Consider the following 16,510-nt stretch of genomic DNA (forward strand, 5'->3'; position numbering starts at 1 on the left):
ACCCCCCATAGATCCCCATATCCCCCCACCCCCACCGGTATCGCACGCTCGGCATCCAAGGAGCAGGCAGACACCATGACGCAGCCATCCGTGGAGCCGGCGGCCACGGCCGCGGGCGCGAGCGCGGGCTCGTGTCCCCCGGCCGGCAGGTCCCGGCTCGACCGGCTCGACCGGTTCTTCCAGATCTCGGCACGCGGTTCCACCCCCGCCCGCGAGGTGCGCGGCGGCGTCACCACGTTCATGGCGATGTCCTACATCGTGCTGCTCAACCCGCTGATCCTGTCCGGCAAGGACGCGTCCGGGCACACGCTCGGCCACGCCGCCCTCATCACGGCGACCGCGCTGGCCGCGGCCGTCTGCACCCTGCTCATGGGCCTCGTCGGCAAGGTCCCGCTCGCGCTCGCCGCCGGGCTCGGCGTCTCCGGGGTGCTGGCCGGCCAGGTGGTCCCGCACATGACCTGGCCGCAGGCGATGGGCATGTGCGTGCTGTACGGGGGCGTCATCGTCCTGCTGGTCCTCACCGGGCTGCGCGAACTCGTCATGAACGCCATCCCGTTGGCGCTCAAACACGCGATCACCATCGGCATCGGGATGTTCATCGCCCTCATCGGCCTGGTGAAGGCCGGCTTCGTGCACGCGGCCAAGGCCGGCGGACCGGTGACCCTCGGCCCGGCGGGCGAGCTGGCCGGCTGGCCGGTGCTGGTCTTCTGCGTGACGCTCCTGACCGTCTTCATGCTCCAGGCGCGGAACGTCCCGGGCGCCATCCTCATCGGCATCGTGACCGGCACCGTCCTCGCCGTCGCGGTCAACGCCGTCGCGGACCCGGGCCCCGGCACCTGGCAGGCCGGCGCCCCCGAACTCCACGGGAGCGCCGTCTCCCTGCCCGACTTCTCCCTCCTCGGCGACGTCTCCTTCGGCGGCTGGGGCTCGCTCGGCGCGCTGAGCGTCGGGGTGATCGTCTTCACCCTGGTCCTGGCCGGTTTCTTCGACGCGATGGCCACGATCATCGGCGTCGGCACGGAGGCCGGACTCGCCGACGACCGCGGCCGGATGCCCGGGCTCAGCCGGGCGCTGCTCGTCGACGGCGCGGGCGGGGCGATCGGCGGGGTCACGGGCGCGTCGGGCCAGACGGTCTTCATCGAGTCCGCCACCGGCGTCGGCGAGGGGGCCCGTACCGGGCTGTCGTCCGTCGTCACCGGCCTCCTCTTCACCGCCTGCCTCTTCGTCACCCCGCTCACCCGAATGGTCCCGGGGGAGGTCGCGGCGGCGGCGCTGGTGGTCATCGGCGCGATGATGATGAGCCATGCGCGGCACATCGACTGGAACGACCGGGCGGTCGCCGTCCCCGCGTTCCTCACGGTCGTCCTCATGCCGTTCACCTACTCGATCACGGCGGGTGTCGGCGCGGGCGTCATCGCCTACACCGCGATCAGAACGGCCGAAGGGAAGTGGCGGGAGCCGGGGACCTTCATGTGGGTGCTGACGGCGGTCTTCACGGTGTATTTCGCGCTGCACCCCATCGAGAACTGGCTGGGCGTCAGGTAGGGATGAGGAGAGGAAGGAGGTTCCCGACATGCTGGACCTCGCGGAAGAGCTGCGCCGCTGGTGCGCGGAGGGCCGCGACTTCGCCGTCGCCACCGTCGCCTCCGTCCACGGCAGCGCTCCGAGACAGCCGGGTGCCGCCCTCGCCGTGGACGCGGCCGGAACGGCGATCGGCTCGGTCTCCGGCGGCTGCGTCGAGGGCGCCGTCTACGAGCTGTGCCGCGAGGCGCTGGAGACCGGCACCGCCCGGCGCGAGCGCTTCGGATACTCGGACGAGGACGCGTTCGCGGTGGGCCTGACGTGCGGCGGCGCGATCGAGGTCCTGATCGCGCCGGTACGGGCGGCGGACCCCTGGCGGGGCGGGTACGAGGCGGCGCTGTCGGCGGCGGCGGACGGGGAGCCCGTGGCGCTGGTCCGCTCCCTGTCCGACGGGGAGCCGGGCGCCCTCCTGGTCCGCCCGGACGGCGCTTTCTCAGGCACGCTCGGAGGGGTGGGGGCCGGGGCTGAGGCGGGGCTTTCGGTCTCGGGGTCGGTGGTGACGGGGGCGTCGCCGGGGCTTTCGGCGGCGGGGGCGGCGGTGGCCGGATCGGCGCTTGAGCCGGTGGCGGGGGCTGCGCCTGGGGCGGCGGTGGCCGGGCCGGTGGTGGCCGGGTCGGCGTCGGCCCCGGCGTCCGTGAGCGACCGGCGGGCGGCCGACGAGGCCGCCGCCTTCCTCGCCGTCGGCCGCACGGGCGTCCTGACGCCGGTCGCCGACGGCGCGTACCGCGGCCGGCCGGCCGAGCTGCTGATCGAGTCCAGCGTCCCGCCGCCCCGCCTGATCGTCTTCGGGGCGATCGATTTCGCGGCGGCGCTGGCGCGCGTCGGGAAGTTCCTCGGCCACCACGTCACGGTGTGCGACGCCCGCCCGGTGTTCGCCACCCGCGCCCGCTTCCCGGACGCGGACGAGATCGTCGTCGACTGGCCGCACCGCTACCTGGACGGTCAGCGGCTCGACCCGCGCACGGCCGTCTGCGTCCTGACGCACGACGAGAAGTTCGATATCCCCCTCCTGGTCCGCGCCCTCCGCCTCCCCCTCGCCTACGTCGGCGCCATGGGCTCCCACCGCACCCACCACGCCCGCCTCGCCCGCCTCCGCGCGGCGGGGCTGGGGGAGGAGGAGCTGTCCGGCCTCCGCTCGCCCATCGGCCTCGACCTGGGCGGCCGGACGCCGGAGGAGACGGCCCTGTCGATCGCGGCGGAGATCGTCGCGGTGCGCAGGGGCGGCTCGGGGATGCCGCTGCGCGGGGCCGGTGTGCCGATTCACCGTGAGGCGGTGGGGGCGGGGTGCTGACGCGGGAGCCGGAACGCGCGGGCGAAGCACGCCAGGCCAGGCATCTCGGGCGAGACGGCTCGGACCTTACGGCTCAGACGAAGAAGGCGTTCATCCCGTCGACATCCGACAGGTACGTCTCGATGGCCGCTATCTCGCCGTCGCGCAGACGGCAGACGGTGGACAGGTGTTCGTCCAGTCGCGCGTCGCCCCGGCGGGCGGTGTTGTGCAGGGACAGGGCCATGTTCTCGCGGCTGACGAGGATGTGCAGCAGCTCGAAGTGGACGCCGTAGGAGGCGATCTTCTCGGCCCGCTCCACCACCGCGTCTGCCCCCTCCGCCGTACCGGAGATCGCGTTGTCGCCGGGCAGTGTCCAGGTGGCGTCGTCGGTGAGCAGTGTGCGGATGCCGGCCCAGTCGCCGGCGCTGAGGAAGGCGTGGAAACGGACGCCGAGCCGGTGGGCGGCCTCGTACTGGGACATGGTTCCTCCACGGGGGTGCGGAAAGGGAGTTGAGGTTAAGGCGATGAACTTCGCTTTAATCCACTCAAGCAGGCGAGGCGCTAAAGCGCAACGCTTTGCTTTAAGGTGTAGGGATGACCGCCAAAAGCAAAGACAGCCGCCCCGGTGGCCGGAGCGCCCGCGTCCGCTCCGCCGTCCACCAGGCGGTGGTGGACCTCGTCGCGGAAATCGGCGCCGACAAGGTGACCGTCCCGGCGGTGGCGCGCCGCGCCGGCGTCCACCCCAGTTCGGTGTACCGGCGCTGGGGGACGACCGCGGCCCTGCTCGCGGACGTGGCGGACAGCCGCCAGGAAGAGGAGGCGCCGGAACTGCTCGGCGACCTCCGCCAGGACCTGGAGCGGGCGGCGGTGTGGACGCTCGCCGACCTCTCCCGGCCGGGAGGCGTGGCGTTCTTCCGCGCCGAGGTGGCACCGGACGTGGACGACCGCAGGGCGGGCCTCCGCGCCTGCCTGGAACGGGTCAGCGCCCGCTTCCGGGCCCCCTTGGAGGCGGCCGCCGGCCGCGGCGGGACGCCGCCCTCCCTGGAGCGGGTGCTCGACCGCGTCGTCGCACCCCTCTACTTCCGCGTGGTCTTCTCCGTCCCCGGGACGGACGAGCGCTACGCCCGGGGCCTCGCCGCCGAGCTGTGCGCCGAGCACCCGGCCGGCTCCTCCGGCTGACGGCCGCCGGCCGCGGAGTGGTCCCGTCCGGGCGGCCGGTAGAATCGACGCCCGTGGCGGACACCCAGTACGAAGACCTGTTGCGGCTAGTGCTCACCTCCGGAACGGCCAAGGCCGACCGGACGGGCACCGGCACCCGAAGTGTCTTCGGGCACCAGCTGCGGTACGACCTCTCCCAGGGATTCCCCCTGGTCACCACCAAAAAGGTGCACCTCAAGTCCATCGTGTACGAGCTGCTGTGGTTCCTCCGCGGCGACTCGAACGTCGGCTGGCTGCGCGAGCACGGCGTCACCATCTGGGACGAGTGGGCCGACGAGAACGGCGACCTCGGTCCCGTCTACGGCGCCCAGTGGCGCTCCTGGCCCGCCCCGGACGGCCGGCACATCGACCAGATCGGCGAGGTCCTCGACACGCTGCGCCGGGACCCGGACTCCCGCCGGATGATCGTCTCCGCCTGGAACGTCGCCGAGCTGGACAAGATGGCCCTGGCACCGTGCCACGCCTTCTTCCAGTTCTACGTGGCCGACGGCAAGCTCTCGTGCCAGCTCTACCAGCGCAGCGCGGACCTGTTCCTGGGCGTGCCGTTCAACATCGCCAGCTACGCCCTGCTCACGCACATGGTGGCGCAGCAGGTCGGCCTCGAACCGGGTGACTTCATCTGGACCGGCGGCGACTGCCACATCTACGACAACCACGTCGAGCAGGTGACCGAGCAGCTCTCGCGCACCCCGTTCGAGTTCCCCGCGCTGCGGCTGCGGAAGGCCGACTCGCTCTTCTCCTACGCGTACTCCGACGTCGAGGTGGTCGACTACCGGCACCACCCGGCGATCAAGGCCCCGGTCGCGGTATGAACGACGCGTCGGCGGACGGCGAGCGGTCGGGCGGCGGACTGACGGACCGCGGGCTGTCGGACGGCGGCCCGGTGGACGGCGGCCGGGTGAAGGTCGGGCTGATCTGGGCGCAGGCCCGTGACGGTGTGATCGGCGCGGGCAACGCGATCCCGTGGCACCTGCCCGAGGACCTGGCCCACTTCAAGGCCGTCACCCTCGGCCACCCGGTTGTGATGGGCCGCAGGACGTGGGATTCGCTGCCCCCGCGGTTCCGCCCCCTCCCGGGCCGGCGCAACATCGTGGTCACCCGCGATCCGCACTGGGCGGCGGACGGCGCGGAACGCGCCGGTTCCGTCGCCGAGGCGCTGCGGCGCGCGGCGGCCGAGCCGCGGGACGCGTCCGCGCCCGCCGAGGTGTGGGTGATCGGTGGCGGCGAGATCTACCGGGCGGCCCTGGAGCACGCCACGGCGCTCGCGGTGACCGAGGTCGACGTGGCGGTGGACGGCGACACGTACGCCCCGGCCGTCAACGGGTCGTGGACGCTCACCGAGGACACCGGCTGGCGGACCTCCGCGTCCGCCTCCGGACTGCGTTATCGCATGCGCGGATACGCCCGTTGACGGCGTTCGTCCCCTGTCCGCGCGGCACCCGGTGAGTTCCCGAACGCTTTCGGCGGCGTAATCCGTCACCGGCGGCTCGCGCGGCATCGGCCGGGCGGTGGCCCTGCGCCCGGCCGCCCGCCGACGGAGGCGAGCGGCCCCGGCCGAGACGGGGACCCCTCATCCCCCCGTCCGCACCACCGCCTGATCCCCCCGGGGCCCGGACAGGTGCAGGATCTCGACCGCCTCCGCGCCCGCCGGTCCGAACCAGTGCGGCTCGCTGGTGTCGAATTCCGTCGCCTCGCCCACCCGGAGGGTGAAGTCGCGCTCACCCACCATGACCCGCAGGTCGCCCGCGAGGACGTAAAGCCACTCGTAACCCTCGTGCGCGACCGGCTTCGGCTCGCGCGGCGCGAGCACCTGCTTGAAGACCTGGACGCGCCCCGGGTACTGGGTGAGCGGGACGAGCACGCTCCCGGGCTTCCGCAGGTGCGGGCGCAGATGGACGCGGGGGTCGCCGGTGGCCGGCGGGGCGACCAACTGGTCCAGGGCGACGCGGTGCGTACGCGCGAGCGGTATGAGCAGATCGAGCGTGGGACGCCGTTTGCCCGATTCCAGGCGGGACAGCGTGCTCACGGAGATCCCGGTCTCGTCGGCGAGCGCTTCCAGGGTGAGGCCGCGGTCGCGCCGCAGGGTCCGTAGCCGCGGGCCGATGGCCGCCAGGGTCTCGGCGAGTTCGGCGTCCGTGGCGTCCGTGGCGTCAGTGGGGTGCATGGACCCCATTTTGCGGTCTTCGCAAAGTCCCTGGTCCGCCGCGGGTGCCCGGCCCGACCATGGCCGGGCAGGCGAAACCGGACGGAAGGCGGGCTCAGGTGACCACGACGACTCCTCCCCTACGACCGGAGCGGCCGGACCGGCCGACTCCGTCCACGGCCCCCACCCCGCCCCCGTTTCCGCTGAGCGCCCGCCGCCGCTGGACGATCCTCGTCATCTGCGCGTTCAGCATGTTCCTCGTCGGCCTGGACACCACCATCGTCAACGTGGGCCTGCCCGCGATCGGCCGCGGCCTCGGCGTGGGGACCCGCGGGCTGGAGTGGGTCGTGGACGCGTACACCGTGGCCCTGGCCGGCCTCCTCATCGCCTCCGGGGCGCTCGCGGACCGCTTCGGCCGCCGCCGCGTCTTCCGGATCGGACTGAGCGTCTTCGGCATCGCCTCCCTCGCCTGCGCGCTGGCCCCGACGCCCGGCCTGCTCGTCGCCGCCCGGACGCTCCAGGGCGTCGGCGCGTCGATGCTGAGCCCGGTCGCCCTGGCGATCGTGGTGAACGCGATGCCCGATCCGCGCGAGCGGGCCCGGGCGATCGGCGTGTGGGGTTCCGTCTTCGGGCTGAGCATGGCGGCCGGCCCGGTCACCGGCGGCGGGCTCATCGCCGCGTTCGGCTGGCGGGCGGTGTTCTGGATCAACGCGCCGGTGATCGCCGCGGCGCTGCTGCTGGTCACGGCGTTCGTACCGGAGTCCCGCGGTCCGCGCGCCCGACGGGTCGACGTTCCGGGTCAACTCCTCCTCACCGTGACGCTCTTCCTGTCGGTCGGCCTCCTGATCGAGGGCCCCCGCGTCGGCTGGGCCTCGCCCTGGGCCGCGGCCGCGTACGCGGGGATCGCCGGGTCCGCGTCCGCGTTCGTCCTGGTCGAGCGCCGACGGCCCGAACCCCTCATGGACCTGGGCCTCTTCCGGCGACCGCCGTTCGCCACGGCCGTGCTCGGCGCGGTGGCGGTGTTCCTCGCGCTGAATGTGACGCTGCTGCTCAACACCCTCTACCTCCAGCACACCCGCGGCTGGTCGCCGCTCGCGACGGGCGCGGCGACGCTGCCCATGGCGCTCGGGGCCACCGTCTGCGCGCCATGGTCCGGGACCCTGGTGGCGCGCCTCGGCCCCCGCCGTCCGCTGCTCGCCGCGGGCGGTTTCCTCGCCGCGGGCGGCCTGTGCCTGACCGGCCTCGGCCGGGACACCGGCGTCCCGCCGCTCCTCGTCGCCTACCTGCTGATCGGCGCCGGGTTCGGCTTCGCCAACGCGCCGATCACCAACACCGCCGTCAGCGGCCTCCCGCCGTCCCGGGCGGGGGTGGCCGGGGCGATCACCTCCACGGCGCGGCAGGTCGGTTCGGCGGTGGGCATCGCGGTCGCGGGCGGCCTGGTCGCGGGCGTCGCCCCGGCGGACCTCGCGCACGCCGCGCGTCCCGGCTGGGTGCTCGTGACGGCGTGCGGCCTCTTCCTCCTCGTCGTGGCCCGGGCGTCCCGGACGACGCCGGGGCCGGCCGAACGGCGCCTGCCGCCCGCCCGCGGCCGCTAACCTGGCAGGTCCGCCGCCCACGTTGAGCCGGGAGCGCCGCACATGATCCGACGCCGTCACGGGAACGCGTTCGTCTGCTGCGACCTGTGCCCGGGGCGTCCCGTCCTCCCCACCCCGAACGACGAGGTCAACCCGGCCAAGTGCATCCGCTGCCAGGGTGATTACCGCTGGCTGCCGGTGCCGCACCCGGAGGACCACCTGTGCGACGTCTGCCGGCGGGAGTGCCCGGACTGCCGGGCGCCCTCCCCGGCGGGCGGCCGGTGCCTGACCTGCCAGGGCAAGTGCCGCGTCTGCCAGGGTCCGTTGCCGGAGCGCGACCTCACCGTCCACGCGGTGGAGCCGGAGGCCCGCAAGGACCGCAAACGCCGCTGGCGCCGCCACTTCTACCCGCACACCGCCGCCCGCGACCGCTGCGACCGCTGCCTGGAACAGGCCGGTTCCCGCGACCCGCTGCGGGCGGTCCTGGCGGCCGTCCCGGACCGGCTCCTGCGCGCCTGCGGCGGCGCGTACCCGCCGGAGGCGATGCGGACGATCTGGGCGCAACTGGACCACCGTACGGCCCGCCAGCTCGTCGAGCGCGTCGAACGCCGCTGGTGGACGAGCTGGTCGAACCGCCCCCTGCGGCGGGACGCCGACGAGCGGCGGGACGGCTACGGACCCGACGACGTCGTCCTGTGGCTCCTGGCCCCCGCCGGCTGCTACGCCGACTGCGAGGACGGCTTCCGCCCGGACGACCCGGACCGCCCCTGCCCCGCCTGCCGCGGCCACGCTCCCCTCCCCGGCCCGCCCACGACCCGCGACGAGGCCGACGAGGAACCACCCCGCACCGCGGACCGCACCCCGGCCGAGGCCGTGGCCCACCGCCCGCCCCAGACCGAATGCACCGGCAGAGACGGCGCCTGCGGCGTCCCCGTCACCGCCCCCTACGACCAGTGCCCCACCTGCCTGGACTGGCCGGTGTGCACCTGCGGTTACCGCCGCTACGACCCGGCTCGCGCCACGGCGTGCCCGGCCTGCTCGTCCGCCTCCGACAGGGGCTGATGGCGCTGTCGTTGCGTCCGGTGGTGCACCGGACGCAACCGGCCCTAGCATTCCTCCCGTGATCAGAGCTGTGGTCTTCGACGTCGGTGAATGCCTCGTGGACGAGACGAGGGAGTACGGGACTTGGGCGGACTGGCTGGGCGTACCGCGACATACGTTCGCCGCCACGTTCGGAGCGGTCATCGCCCAAGGCCGGGACTATCGCGAGACGTTCCAGGCCTTCCGCCCTGGGTTCGACCTTCACGCGGAGCGGGAGAGGCGCGCGGCGGCCGGGAAGCCGGAATGGTTCGGTGAGGCCGACCTCTATCCGGACGTACGGCCCGCTCTGCGGGAACTGCGTGCCGCCGGTCTGTGGCTGGCCATCGCGGGCAACCAGACCGTCCGAGCGGGGAGCCTGCTGCGTGAGCTGTTCCAGGAGGACGTGGATCTCATCGGCACCTCTGACGACTGGGGTGCGAGCAAGCCCGATCCCGAGTTCTTCGCCCGCGTCGCGAAGGCGGTGCCTTTCGAGGCCGAGGAAATCCTGTATGTGGGCGACCGATTGGACAACGACATCCGCCCGGCCGTCGCGGCGGGCATGCGAGCGGCTCTCGTTCGCCGCGGCCCGTGGGGCGTCATCCAGCAACACGATCCGCTCGCCTCGGAACTGCCGACCTTCCGCATCGACCACCTCACCGAGCTGAGCGCGCTCGTCGACACCTTCAATCGCGGAGAGCGCTGACCTCCATTCTTCCTCAGCTCTGCTGGGCCGATCCCGACACGCGTTGCTCATAGCGGCGCAGCATCTACAGGGGCTCCGCCCCGTGCGCCACCGCGATCGCGTCGATCCGGCGCGCCAGGTCGAAGTCAGCCTCGGTGAGCCGGTATCCGGCATCGTGCGTCGTGATAGTGAACCGCACATGATCCCAGCGGAGATCGATGTCCGCATGGTGGCCGATGAGCCGCTCGACGTCCGCCACATGCACGATCAGGGCCACACCCCCGTGGTAGCGGATCCGGAAGCCACGGCTGATCGCCTCGCTCTCGTCCGCCCGCCGCCACCCGGAAAGGGAGAGCAGCCGGTCGCTGATCTCCTGCTCGGAGAGTGGTTCCTTGGCTTCCGTCATGTCATGTCCCTTCGGTCCGCTCACCCTGCGTGCCGTCCCTGGCGCGCCAATGGGCCCGCGCTGACAAGGCTGGATCGGACCCGTCCGGTAGTGTTACCGGGCTGAGGCCCCGGGCTCCGCCGAACCAGCGGGGCGTACCTCCTACAAGTCGTCGAACTCCCCTTTCGCCATGCCGTCCGCGAAGGCGGCCCACTCGCCGGCGGTGAAGAACAGGACGGGTCCTTCGCGATCCCGACTGTCCCGTATGGCTCGCCCTCCGTCAGCTGTCCGGGCGACTTCCACGCATTCCTGGTACGGGCCCTGCGAGGCGGATGCCTTCTTGAACTCCGTTACGATGTGCCGATTCTTCGTCATTCAGCTTTCTCGCTTTCCGGGATGTCCTTCATCGCGGTCCGGATGAATTCCACGCTCTGATCGGGAGCCAGAGCGGACGAGCGCAACGCTTCAAAGATGCGGACGTGCTTGGCGACGTCCTCCGGTTCCTCCTGGATGACAGTGTTCGTGGGGGTGTCGAAGGCTACGGCTTCCGGTGCGGGCTCCGGGCCGAAGCTGTAGACCACGAAGTGACTTGCCATGTGTGCGGCTTTCCACTCGCTCACCGGAAGGACTTGAACCGTCACATTCGGCTGCTGCGCCATCTCTACGATGTAGCGCAGCTGTTCGTGGTGGACTTCGGCGGACGGCATGGGTGCCGTAAGGGCTGGCTCCCAGATCACCGCCGCGAAGTGCGCACCCTTCTCGCTGATCGCGCGGCGCCGTTCTTCCTTGACCTTCAGGAAGGCTTCTTCGGCTTCCGCTGTGTAGACATTGAGGCTGGAGTGCCGCGTCAGCGTGCGCACGTAGTCCGGGGTTTGGAGCAAGCCGGGGATGAACAGCGGCTGCCAGGTGCGAATGTATGAGGCGTCGCCTTCGAGGGTGACGAGGTCGGTGAACTGGTCCGGGAGCCGGTGGTCCATCCACCAGCCGCGTCGATTGCTGACCCGGGCAAGTTGCTCAAGGTGTTCACTGACGACGGGGTCGGTGACTCCGTACAGTTCGAGCATGAGGCGCACATCGCCCGGCTTGGCGGTGACTTGCCCCGCTTCGATGCGGCTCACCTTGGACTTGGAGCCGGCGATCTTTTCTGCCGCATGCTCCTGGTCCAGCTTGGCCGCCTCGCGGTAGCGCCGCAGTGTCGCGCCAAGTCGCCTGCTGCGAACCGTAGGTCGCCCACCTGCGGGCATGGCCCCTCCTTGACTGTCTGTGTCCAGTCTGCACGCGTGGTGACGCTACACGCTAGCGAGTAACCCCTACGAGGTGAAATGCAACTTTGCATTGACGTTGAGTTGCAGTTCGTGTGAGTTGCGCTCTAGCGTGAGGTGCGCCACAAGCGCCGGCCGTGAGTGGCGCTCGTGGCCCAGGTTCCGTCTGCCTGCCCTGGGGGCTGCATGTCCGGACGCACGACCCGACGCGAGTTCCGAGCTGATCGGAGAGCTGTTTTCGGTGCTCGGAGGTATGTCGAATCGGTGTGCCAGGACTGGAAGATTCGAGCCGAGCTGACCGCGTCGGCTGTCCTTCTGGTCAGTGAACTGGCGACCAATGCTGTGCTGCACGCCAAAGGGGGCGAGGGCGTGTTCGAGCTCTGTCTGCGCCGCAGACGCGGAGTGCTTGTTGTCGAAGTGACCGACTCGTCTGGCTTGAGCGTTCCTGAACCGGCCTCGAACGTGCCTGAGTTCGTTGTCGAGGTGCCATACGCAGGTTGCGATAAGGGGTTTGACCTCGATTGCGTCAGCCAATCGGGCCGAGGTCTCCTGATCGTCGCCTGCCTTGCGGCGAAGTGGGGAGTTCGGCAGCGGCTGGACGGTCCCGGTAAGACCGTGTGGGCCCACCTCAAAGTGGAATAGGCGAAGTGTCGGTAACCGTCGGGCGAGCGGCCTCTTTGATTGGCCGCGTTGCGCCGAGTGTTCTTCTTGAAGCCCGCGTGCCAGCCCAGGGAGCAGCGAAACGTTGTGGGAGCAGTCCCACCCGGTGTTCGGCCTGCCCGTCAATACCATCAATCGATCGGGGTCGACCGTGATCAGGTACAACGCCGACTGGCTCGTATCCCGCGACCCCCGCCCCCGCGAGATCCGCGAGACGTGGATGCGCGACGCGCCGGCCATGCTCCGGACCGGACTGCACTTCGAGGCCGTCCGGCTGGCCGTCAGTGTGGTCGGTGTCGTGGCGGACAGCGGTGAGCGGGATGCGATCGAGGACGCTTTCAGGGCAGCCGGTATCGAGAACGCCGTGATCGCCGATCCCTACGGCCGCTGGTTCTACGTCCTCGTGCCGAACGGGACGGCCGGGGAATGGGACGTCCCCGGCATCCACGTCCTGGCCGCCGACCACTACCTCGGCGTCCCGGCGCCGCACCGGGCCGACCCGCCCGGCACGCACTGGCTCCTCTGCCCGCCTCAAGGGGAGGAAGACCTCGCCGACCCGGCGGCCCTGCGGCGGCTGATTGCGGCGGCGTGCGCTCGGGTGGCCGCCGGGCCGGCGGGTACGCCGGGTGGCGTCAACCGGGCGGAAGGTCGAACCGTTGGAGCGGAGGGCGTGAACCTCCGTGCCCACCCCGCCACTTGGCCGGTCCGGACCCCGCGCGACGGGATCCCGTCCCCCCTTCCCGGCGGTACCCTCCTCCCGTCGGGCTCCGTGGCCGGAGGGAGTGGAGCGCATGGCGCGCGAGATGCGACAGCGGCGGTCGGACAGGGAGTTGAGCGGGCGGGAGGTGGGCGAGGATCCGTTCACCTTGGGGGTCGCCTCCGGCGATCCGCTGCCGGACGGCGTCGTGCTCTGGACGAGACTGGCGCCCCGGCCGCTGGAGGCGGACGGCGGGTTACCGCCGGAGTGCCGGATTCCGGTGGAGTGGGCGGTCGCGGCCGACGAGGAGCTGCGGGAGATCGTCCAAGGCGGGACCGCGGTGGCCGACGGGGCGGACGCGCACAGCGTGCACGTCGAGGTGGGCGGGCTGGACCCCGCGCGGACGTACTGGTACCGCTTCCGTTGCGGGCGCTGGACCAGCCCGGTGGGGCGGACGCGGACCGCGCCCGCGCCCGGGGCCGACGTCCGTCAGGTGAGGGTGGGGCTGACGTCCTGCCAGCAGTACGACGAGGGCTACTACACGGCCCTCGCGCACCTCGCGCGGGAGGACGACCTGGACGCCGTCCTCTTCGTCGGCGACTACATCTACGAGAACGAGATCAACGCCCAGGCGGGGGCACGTGGTTACACCGGCGAGCAGCGGCTGCCGGAGGTGTTCGACCACTGGCTGACCACCCTCGACGGCTACCGGCTGCGCTACGCGCTCGGCAAGACCGACGCCGACCTCCGGGCCGCGCACGCCGCGCACCCCTGGATCGTCACCTGGGACGACCACGAGGTCGAGAACAACTACGCCGCCGCCGTCTCCCAGCACAACCTGCCCACCGACGAGTTCCTGCGCCGCCGCGCCGCCGCCTACCGCGCGTACTGGGAGCACATGCCGCTGCGCGAGGCGCAGCGCCCGTGCGGGCCGGACGCGCTGCTGTACCGGCGGTTCGGGTACGGGGACCTGGTGCGGTTCGACGTCCTCGACACCCGGCAGTACCGCTCCGACCAGGCGTACGGGGACGGCTGGCAGTACCCCGGGCCCGAGTCCGAGGACCCGGCGCGCACGCTCACCGGGGCCGAGCAGGAGGCGTGGCTGCTGGACGGTTTCCGGGAGTCGTCCGCGCTCTGGAACGTCGTCGTCCAGCAGGTGGCCTTCTGCCAGCGGAAGGGGAACGTCGGGCGGGCCAAGGTCTCGATGGACGCTTGGGACGGGTACCCGGCCTCGCGCCACCGGATCCTCCAGGGCGCGCGGGACGCGGGCGTCGCCAACCTCGTCGTCCTCTCCGGCGACGTCCACGTCCACTACGCGATGGACATCAAGGAGGACTTCGACGACCCCGCCTCCGCCACCCTGGGCGTCGAGATCGTCGGCACGTCCGTGTCCAGCGGGTTCGACGGGGTCGAGCGGCCGGATGACTGGGAGAACGTGATGCGGGTCAATCCGCACATCAAGTACTACGCGGAGCGCCGGGGTTACGTCGTCGTCACCTTCACCCCGGACGCCGTCCGGGCCGACTACCGCGTCCTGCCGTACGCCACGCGGCCGGGGGCGCCCGTGGGGACCGACGCGAGCTTCGTGTCCCGGGCGGGGCGGCCGGGGTTCGTCCCCGCGTGAACCGGCGGAGCCGGCGGGCGTCGGCCTGACCACCCCGGCGGCTCCACGAACGCTGCACTGTGCAAATATTCGATCGAATATTTGTCCTCTGTTCCCTAGTGCAGTGAGTCGCCTTGACACCTCACAGATGGTCCCGGAGCCTCGCCACCGTCCTCGCCATGGCGGCCTGTGGCGTCTCCGCCACCGCCGCCGTGGCGGCCCCCGGGCCTACGGGCTCCGGCACCGCGCCGAAACCCGTACCCTCCGCGTCGGCCCCGGCCCACCGCGCGACCCCGTCCGCCGTCGAGAAGTTCTGGACGGCCGACCGCCTCGCCGCGGCCGTGCCGCTGGACGCCGGCCGGGGCGCGCCCGGCGCGTTGCCGCGCCCCGGAGTCTCCCGGCTGGCTCCGCCCGGACCCGTGGGCACCGCCCCCAAGGGCATACCCAAGGGCGTGTACGGCGACGGCATCCCCGCCGTCGGCACGTTCTTCTTCGACACCAAGGCCACGGGCGCCACGTACTGCTCCGCGAGCATCGTCCGCAGCGCGCACCGGAATCTCGTCCTCACCGCCGGGCACTGCGCCAAGCACGCGGCCGAGAAGGGCATCTTCATCCCGCAGTTCCGCAAGGGCAAGGCGGTGAAGGACCAGCCCTTCGGCGGCTACCCGGTCCAGAAGGCGTTCACGTACGCCAACTACCAGCCCAACAGCATGCGGGCCGACTCCGACCTCGACTTCGCGTTCCTGCGCGTCGGCCCGGAGTACCAGCGCAAGAAGCAGGTGGAGGAGGTCACCGGCGCCGGACTGCGGCTCCGCGACACCCCGCGCCTCGCCAACCAGGTCACCGTCCACGGCTACCCGCACCTCAGCGGCAACGGCCAGCGGGCGATCAGCTGCACCGTGCCGACCGAGCGCCTCGCCGGCTTCCGCCAGATGCTGATGCGGTGCTCCGGGTTCTACGGCGGCGTCTCCGGCGGGCCGTGGGTCACCGGCTACAACGCCAAGACGCGCACCGGCGACGTCATCGGCAACGTCGGCGGCTACTACGGCGGAGGCCCGCCGCGCAGCTCCGGCCACGACGACTGGATGAGCTACTCGCCCGTCTACGGGCAGGAGATCCAGGACCTCTACCGCGCCGCCGTCGCGGACCGCGCCCCCGGCACCGCCCCGCTGCGCGGCCTCTACGAGGGCAAGCTGGCCGGTCCCGCGAGCGACTGGAAGTACGCCACCCACGTCATGGCCGCCGACGTCGACGCCGACGGCCGCGACGACCTGCTGGTCATCTGGAAGGACGGCGAGGCCACGCTCTACCCGGGCGACGGCCGCGGCGGCTTCGGCACCCCGCGCACCCTCGCCAAGCAGCAGAGCTTCTGGAAGAACGCCCGCTCGGTCACCACGGGCGACTTCACCGGCGACGGCCGCCCCGACCTGATGGTCCTGTGGGCCAAGGACGACAAGAAGGACACCTCCACCGGCAAGGTGAGCGTGTACTCCGACATCAGCGCGGCGCGGCTGACCGGCACCAAGGAGTACGTCGTCCAGCAGGCCGGCTCCGAGTGGAAGTACGCCACCGCGATCACCGCCGGCGCCTACGACCCGGGCAAGGCCGACGACGTCGTCGTCCGCTGGAAGGACGGTGACGTCACCCTGCACAGCGGCGTCACCGGCGGCGGCACCGGCCGCGAGCGGACGCTGGTGAGCAAGGACGCCGCCTGGAAGGACGCCGTCTCCCTCACCACCGCGCAGCTCTCCGGCAAGGGCGCCGACCTGCTCGTCCGCCGCGCGGACGGCAAGCTGGAGGCGTTCTCCGGCATCACCGCGACGTCCGGCCGCCTCGGCGCGTCCGCCGTCCTCCAGCCCGCCCACCCCTCGTACACCCGCAACTCCGCCATGGCGGCCGGCGACTTCACCACCTCCGGCCGGCGCGCCGACCTGCTGGTCCGCTGGACCGAGGGCGAAACCTCCCTCTACGAGGGCACCGGCCCGAAGCGGATCGGCACGTGGAAGACCATGGTGTCCCCGTGACCTGACGCACCCGCGGCGTCCACCGCGGCCCGCCCACGGCGACACCGCGACCCGAACGGGGCGGCACCGGCAACCGACCGGGGCCGCCCCGCTCCCATTCTCCACGTTCGCCGATCCAATGGGGACGGACCCGCGCGGGCCCGTCCTGGGTGACTGCGGATAGCGGCCTGTGCGCCTGTCCGTCCCGTGCTCGTGATTCCCGGCGTCGCCGGTCATGAAAGTGATCAATCGGGGCAGGCGCCCGCCGGGTCCCGGCGGGGACGGGGGTGGCTCCTGCGGCGGGGCGTGAGCGGAGCCGTGCCGATGGCCGGCCGATTCAACAGCCGGCCGG

16 protein-coding genes are annotated in these 16,510 nt (G+C 72.1%); 11 read left to right on the forward strand and 5 right to left on the reverse strand.

Annotated features, from left to right (window positions below; genetic code table 11):
* Positions 1–75 precede the first annotated feature (75 nt).
* Both J7W19_RS25405 and J7W19_RS25410 read left to right on the forward strand, forming a co-directional pair.
* Positions 76–1,545 carry an NCS2 family permease gene (locus tag J7W19_RS25405; RefSeq protein ID WP_004950768.1) on the forward strand — a complete coding sequence of 490 codons (1,470 nt, stop codon included), beginning with the start codon at positions 76–78 and terminating at the stop codon, positions 1,543–1,545.
* 28 nt (positions 1,546–1,573) lie between these two features.
* Positions 1,574–2,872, forward strand: a complete 1,299-nt coding sequence (locus J7W19_RS25410) for an XdhC family protein (RefSeq protein ID WP_004950767.1) — start codon at positions 1,574–1,576, stop codon at positions 2,870–2,872.
* A gap of 73 nt (positions 2,873–2,945) precedes the next feature.
* Here J7W19_RS25410 and J7W19_RS25415 read toward each other — a convergent pair whose 3' ends face one another.
* Entirely contained in the window at positions 2,946–3,332 is a 387-nt protein-coding gene (locus J7W19_RS25415) for a nuclear transport factor 2 family protein (protein WP_004950765.1), read from the reverse strand.
* Between the two features lie 113 nt (positions 3,333–3,445).
* Here J7W19_RS25415 and J7W19_RS25420 point away from each other — a divergent pair, with 113 nt between their 5' ends.
* The 3 genes from J7W19_RS25420 (at position 3,446) to J7W19_RS25430 (ending at position 5,480) form a co-directional block, all read left to right on the forward strand.
* Positions 3,446–4,030, forward strand: a complete 585-nt coding sequence (locus J7W19_RS25420; RefSeq protein ID WP_004950761.1) for a TetR/AcrR family transcriptional regulator — start codon at positions 3,446–3,448, stop codon at positions 4,028–4,030.
* Positions 4,031–4,083: 53 nt separating this feature from the next.
* The gene (locus tag J7W19_RS25425) at positions 4,084–4,881 is read left to right on the forward strand and encodes a thymidylate synthase (RefSeq protein WP_004950759.1); all 798 of its coding nucleotides are present in this window, start codon (positions 4,084–4,086) and stop codon (positions 4,879–4,881) included.
* 86 nt (positions 4,882–4,967) lie between these two features.
* Entirely contained in the window at positions 4,968–5,480 is a 513-nt protein-coding gene (locus J7W19_RS25430; protein WP_152264153.1) for a dihydrofolate reductase, read from the forward strand.
* A 159-nt stretch (positions 5,481–5,639) separates the two neighbouring features.
* On the opposite strand, the gene J7W19_RS25435 is transcribed toward J7W19_RS25430, so the two are convergent.
* Positions 5,640–6,242, reverse strand: a complete 603-nt coding sequence (locus J7W19_RS25435; RefSeq protein WP_004950978.1) for a helix-turn-helix domain-containing protein — start codon at positions 6,240–6,242, stop codon at positions 5,640–5,642.
* A gap of 89 nt (positions 6,243–6,331) precedes the next feature.
* Here J7W19_RS25435 and J7W19_RS25440 point away from each other — a divergent pair, with 89 nt between their 5' ends.
* The 3 genes from J7W19_RS25440 to J7W19_RS25450 are packed head-to-tail and all read left to right on the forward strand — an operon-like array spanning position 6,332 to position 9,569.
* A complete protein-coding gene (locus J7W19_RS25440) occupies positions 6,332–7,807 on the forward strand; it encodes an MFS transporter (protein WP_004950976.1) in 1,476 nt (491 codons plus the stop codon).
* A 42-nt stretch (positions 7,808–7,849) separates the two neighbouring features.
* A complete protein-coding gene (locus tag J7W19_RS25445; RefSeq protein ID WP_004950975.1) occupies positions 7,850–8,848 on the forward strand; it encodes a hypothetical protein in 999 nt (332 codons plus the stop codon).
* A 58-nt stretch (positions 8,849–8,906) separates the two neighbouring features.
* Positions 8,907–9,569 (forward strand): HAD family hydrolase, encoded by a 663-nt coding sequence (locus tag J7W19_RS25450; RefSeq protein ID WP_040891637.1) that lies wholly within the window; start codon positions 8,907–8,909, stop codon positions 9,567–9,569.
* 64 nt (positions 9,570–9,633) lie between these two features.
* Here J7W19_RS25450 and J7W19_RS25455 read toward each other — a convergent pair whose 3' ends face one another.
* The 3 genes from J7W19_RS25455 to J7W19_RS25465 form a co-directional block, all read right to left on the reverse strand.
* Entirely contained in the window at positions 9,634–9,954 is a 321-nt protein-coding gene (locus J7W19_RS25455; RefSeq protein ID WP_004950971.1) for a 4a-hydroxytetrahydrobiopterin dehydratase, read from the reverse strand.
* 141 nt (positions 9,955–10,095) lie between these two features.
* Positions 10,096–10,308 carry a DUF397 domain-containing protein gene (locus tag J7W19_RS25460; RefSeq protein WP_004950969.1) on the reverse strand — a complete coding sequence of 71 codons (213 nt, stop codon included), beginning with the start codon at positions 10,306–10,308 and terminating at the stop codon, positions 10,096–10,098.
* Positions 10,305–11,177: a helix-turn-helix domain-containing protein gene (locus J7W19_RS25465; RefSeq protein WP_004950966.1), complete on the reverse strand. Its 873-nt coding sequence runs from the start codon at positions 11,175–11,177 to the stop codon at positions 10,305–10,307. Before J7W19_RS25465 ends, J7W19_RS25460 begins: the two co-directional genes overlap by 4 nt.
* A gap of 204 nt (positions 11,178–11,381) precedes the next feature.
* Here J7W19_RS25465 and J7W19_RS25470 point away from each other — a divergent pair, with 204 nt between their 5' ends.
* The 3 genes from J7W19_RS25470 (at position 11,382) to J7W19_RS25480 (ending at position 16,179) form a co-directional block, all read left to right on the forward strand.
* Positions 11,382–11,837: an ATP-binding protein gene (locus J7W19_RS25470; RefSeq protein ID WP_004950965.1), complete on the forward strand. Its 456-nt coding sequence runs from the start codon at positions 11,382–11,384 to the stop codon at positions 11,835–11,837.
* 809 nt (positions 11,838–12,646) lie between these two features.
* Positions 12,647–14,176, forward strand: coding sequence for an alkaline phosphatase D family protein (locus J7W19_RS25475; protein ID WP_004950963.1), 1,530 nt, complete (start codon positions 12,647–12,649; stop codon positions 14,174–14,176).
* 113 nt (positions 14,177–14,289) lie between these two features.
* Complete coding sequence (locus tag J7W19_RS25480) at positions 14,290–16,179, forward strand: FG-GAP-like repeat-containing protein (RefSeq protein WP_158688818.1); 1,890 nt, start codon at positions 14,290–14,292, stop codon at positions 16,177–16,179.
* Positions 16,180–16,510: the final 331 nt, after the last annotated feature.

The sequence above is a fragment of the Streptomyces mobaraensis NBRC 13819 = DSM 40847 genome, assembly GCF_017916255.1.
In the GTDB taxonomy this organism is placed as follows: domain Bacteria; phylum Actinomycetota; class Actinomycetes; order Streptomycetales; family Streptomycetaceae; genus Streptomyces; species Streptomyces mobaraensis.

Coding starts and splice junctions, on each gene's coding strand:
- J7W19_RS25445 (WP_004950975.1), top strand. CDS start 7,850: ATGATCCGACGCCGTCACGGGAACGCGTTCGTCTGCTGCGACCTGTGC.
- J7W19_RS25420 (WP_004950761.1), top strand. CDS start 3,446: ATGACCGCCAAAAGCAAAGACAGCCGCCCCGGTGGCCGGAGCGCCCGC.
- J7W19_RS25470 (WP_004950965.1), top strand. CDS start 11,382: ATGTCCGGACGCACGACCCGACGCGAGTTCCGAGCTGATCGGAGAGCT.
- J7W19_RS25410 (WP_004950767.1), top strand. CDS start 1,574: ATGCTGGACCTCGCGGAAGAGCTGCGCCGCTGGTGCGCGGAGGGCCGC.
- J7W19_RS25465 (WP_004950966.1), bottom strand. CDS start 11,177: ATGCCCGCAGGTGGGCGACCTACGGTTCGCAGCAGGCGACTTGGCGCG.
- J7W19_RS25405 (WP_004950768.1), top strand. CDS start 76: ATGACGCAGCCATCCGTGGAGCCGGCGGCCACGGCCGCGGGCGCGAGC.
- J7W19_RS25415 (WP_004950765.1), bottom strand. CDS start 3,332: ATGTCCCAGTACGAGGCCGCCCACCGGCTCGGCGTCCGTTTCCACGCC.
- J7W19_RS25435 (WP_004950978.1), bottom strand. CDS start 6,242: ATGGGGTCCATGCACCCCACTGACGCCACGGACGCCACGGACGCCGAA.
- J7W19_RS25455 (WP_004950971.1), bottom strand. CDS start 9,954: ATGACGGAAGCCAAGGAACCACTCTCCGAGCAGGAGATCAGCGACCGG.
- J7W19_RS25475 (WP_004950963.1), top strand. CDS start 12,647: ATGGCGCGCGAGATGCGACAGCGGCGGTCGGACAGGGAGTTGAGCGGG.
- J7W19_RS25460 (WP_004950969.1), bottom strand. CDS start 10,308: ATGACGAAGAATCGGCACATCGTAACGGAGTTCAAGAAGGCATCCGCC.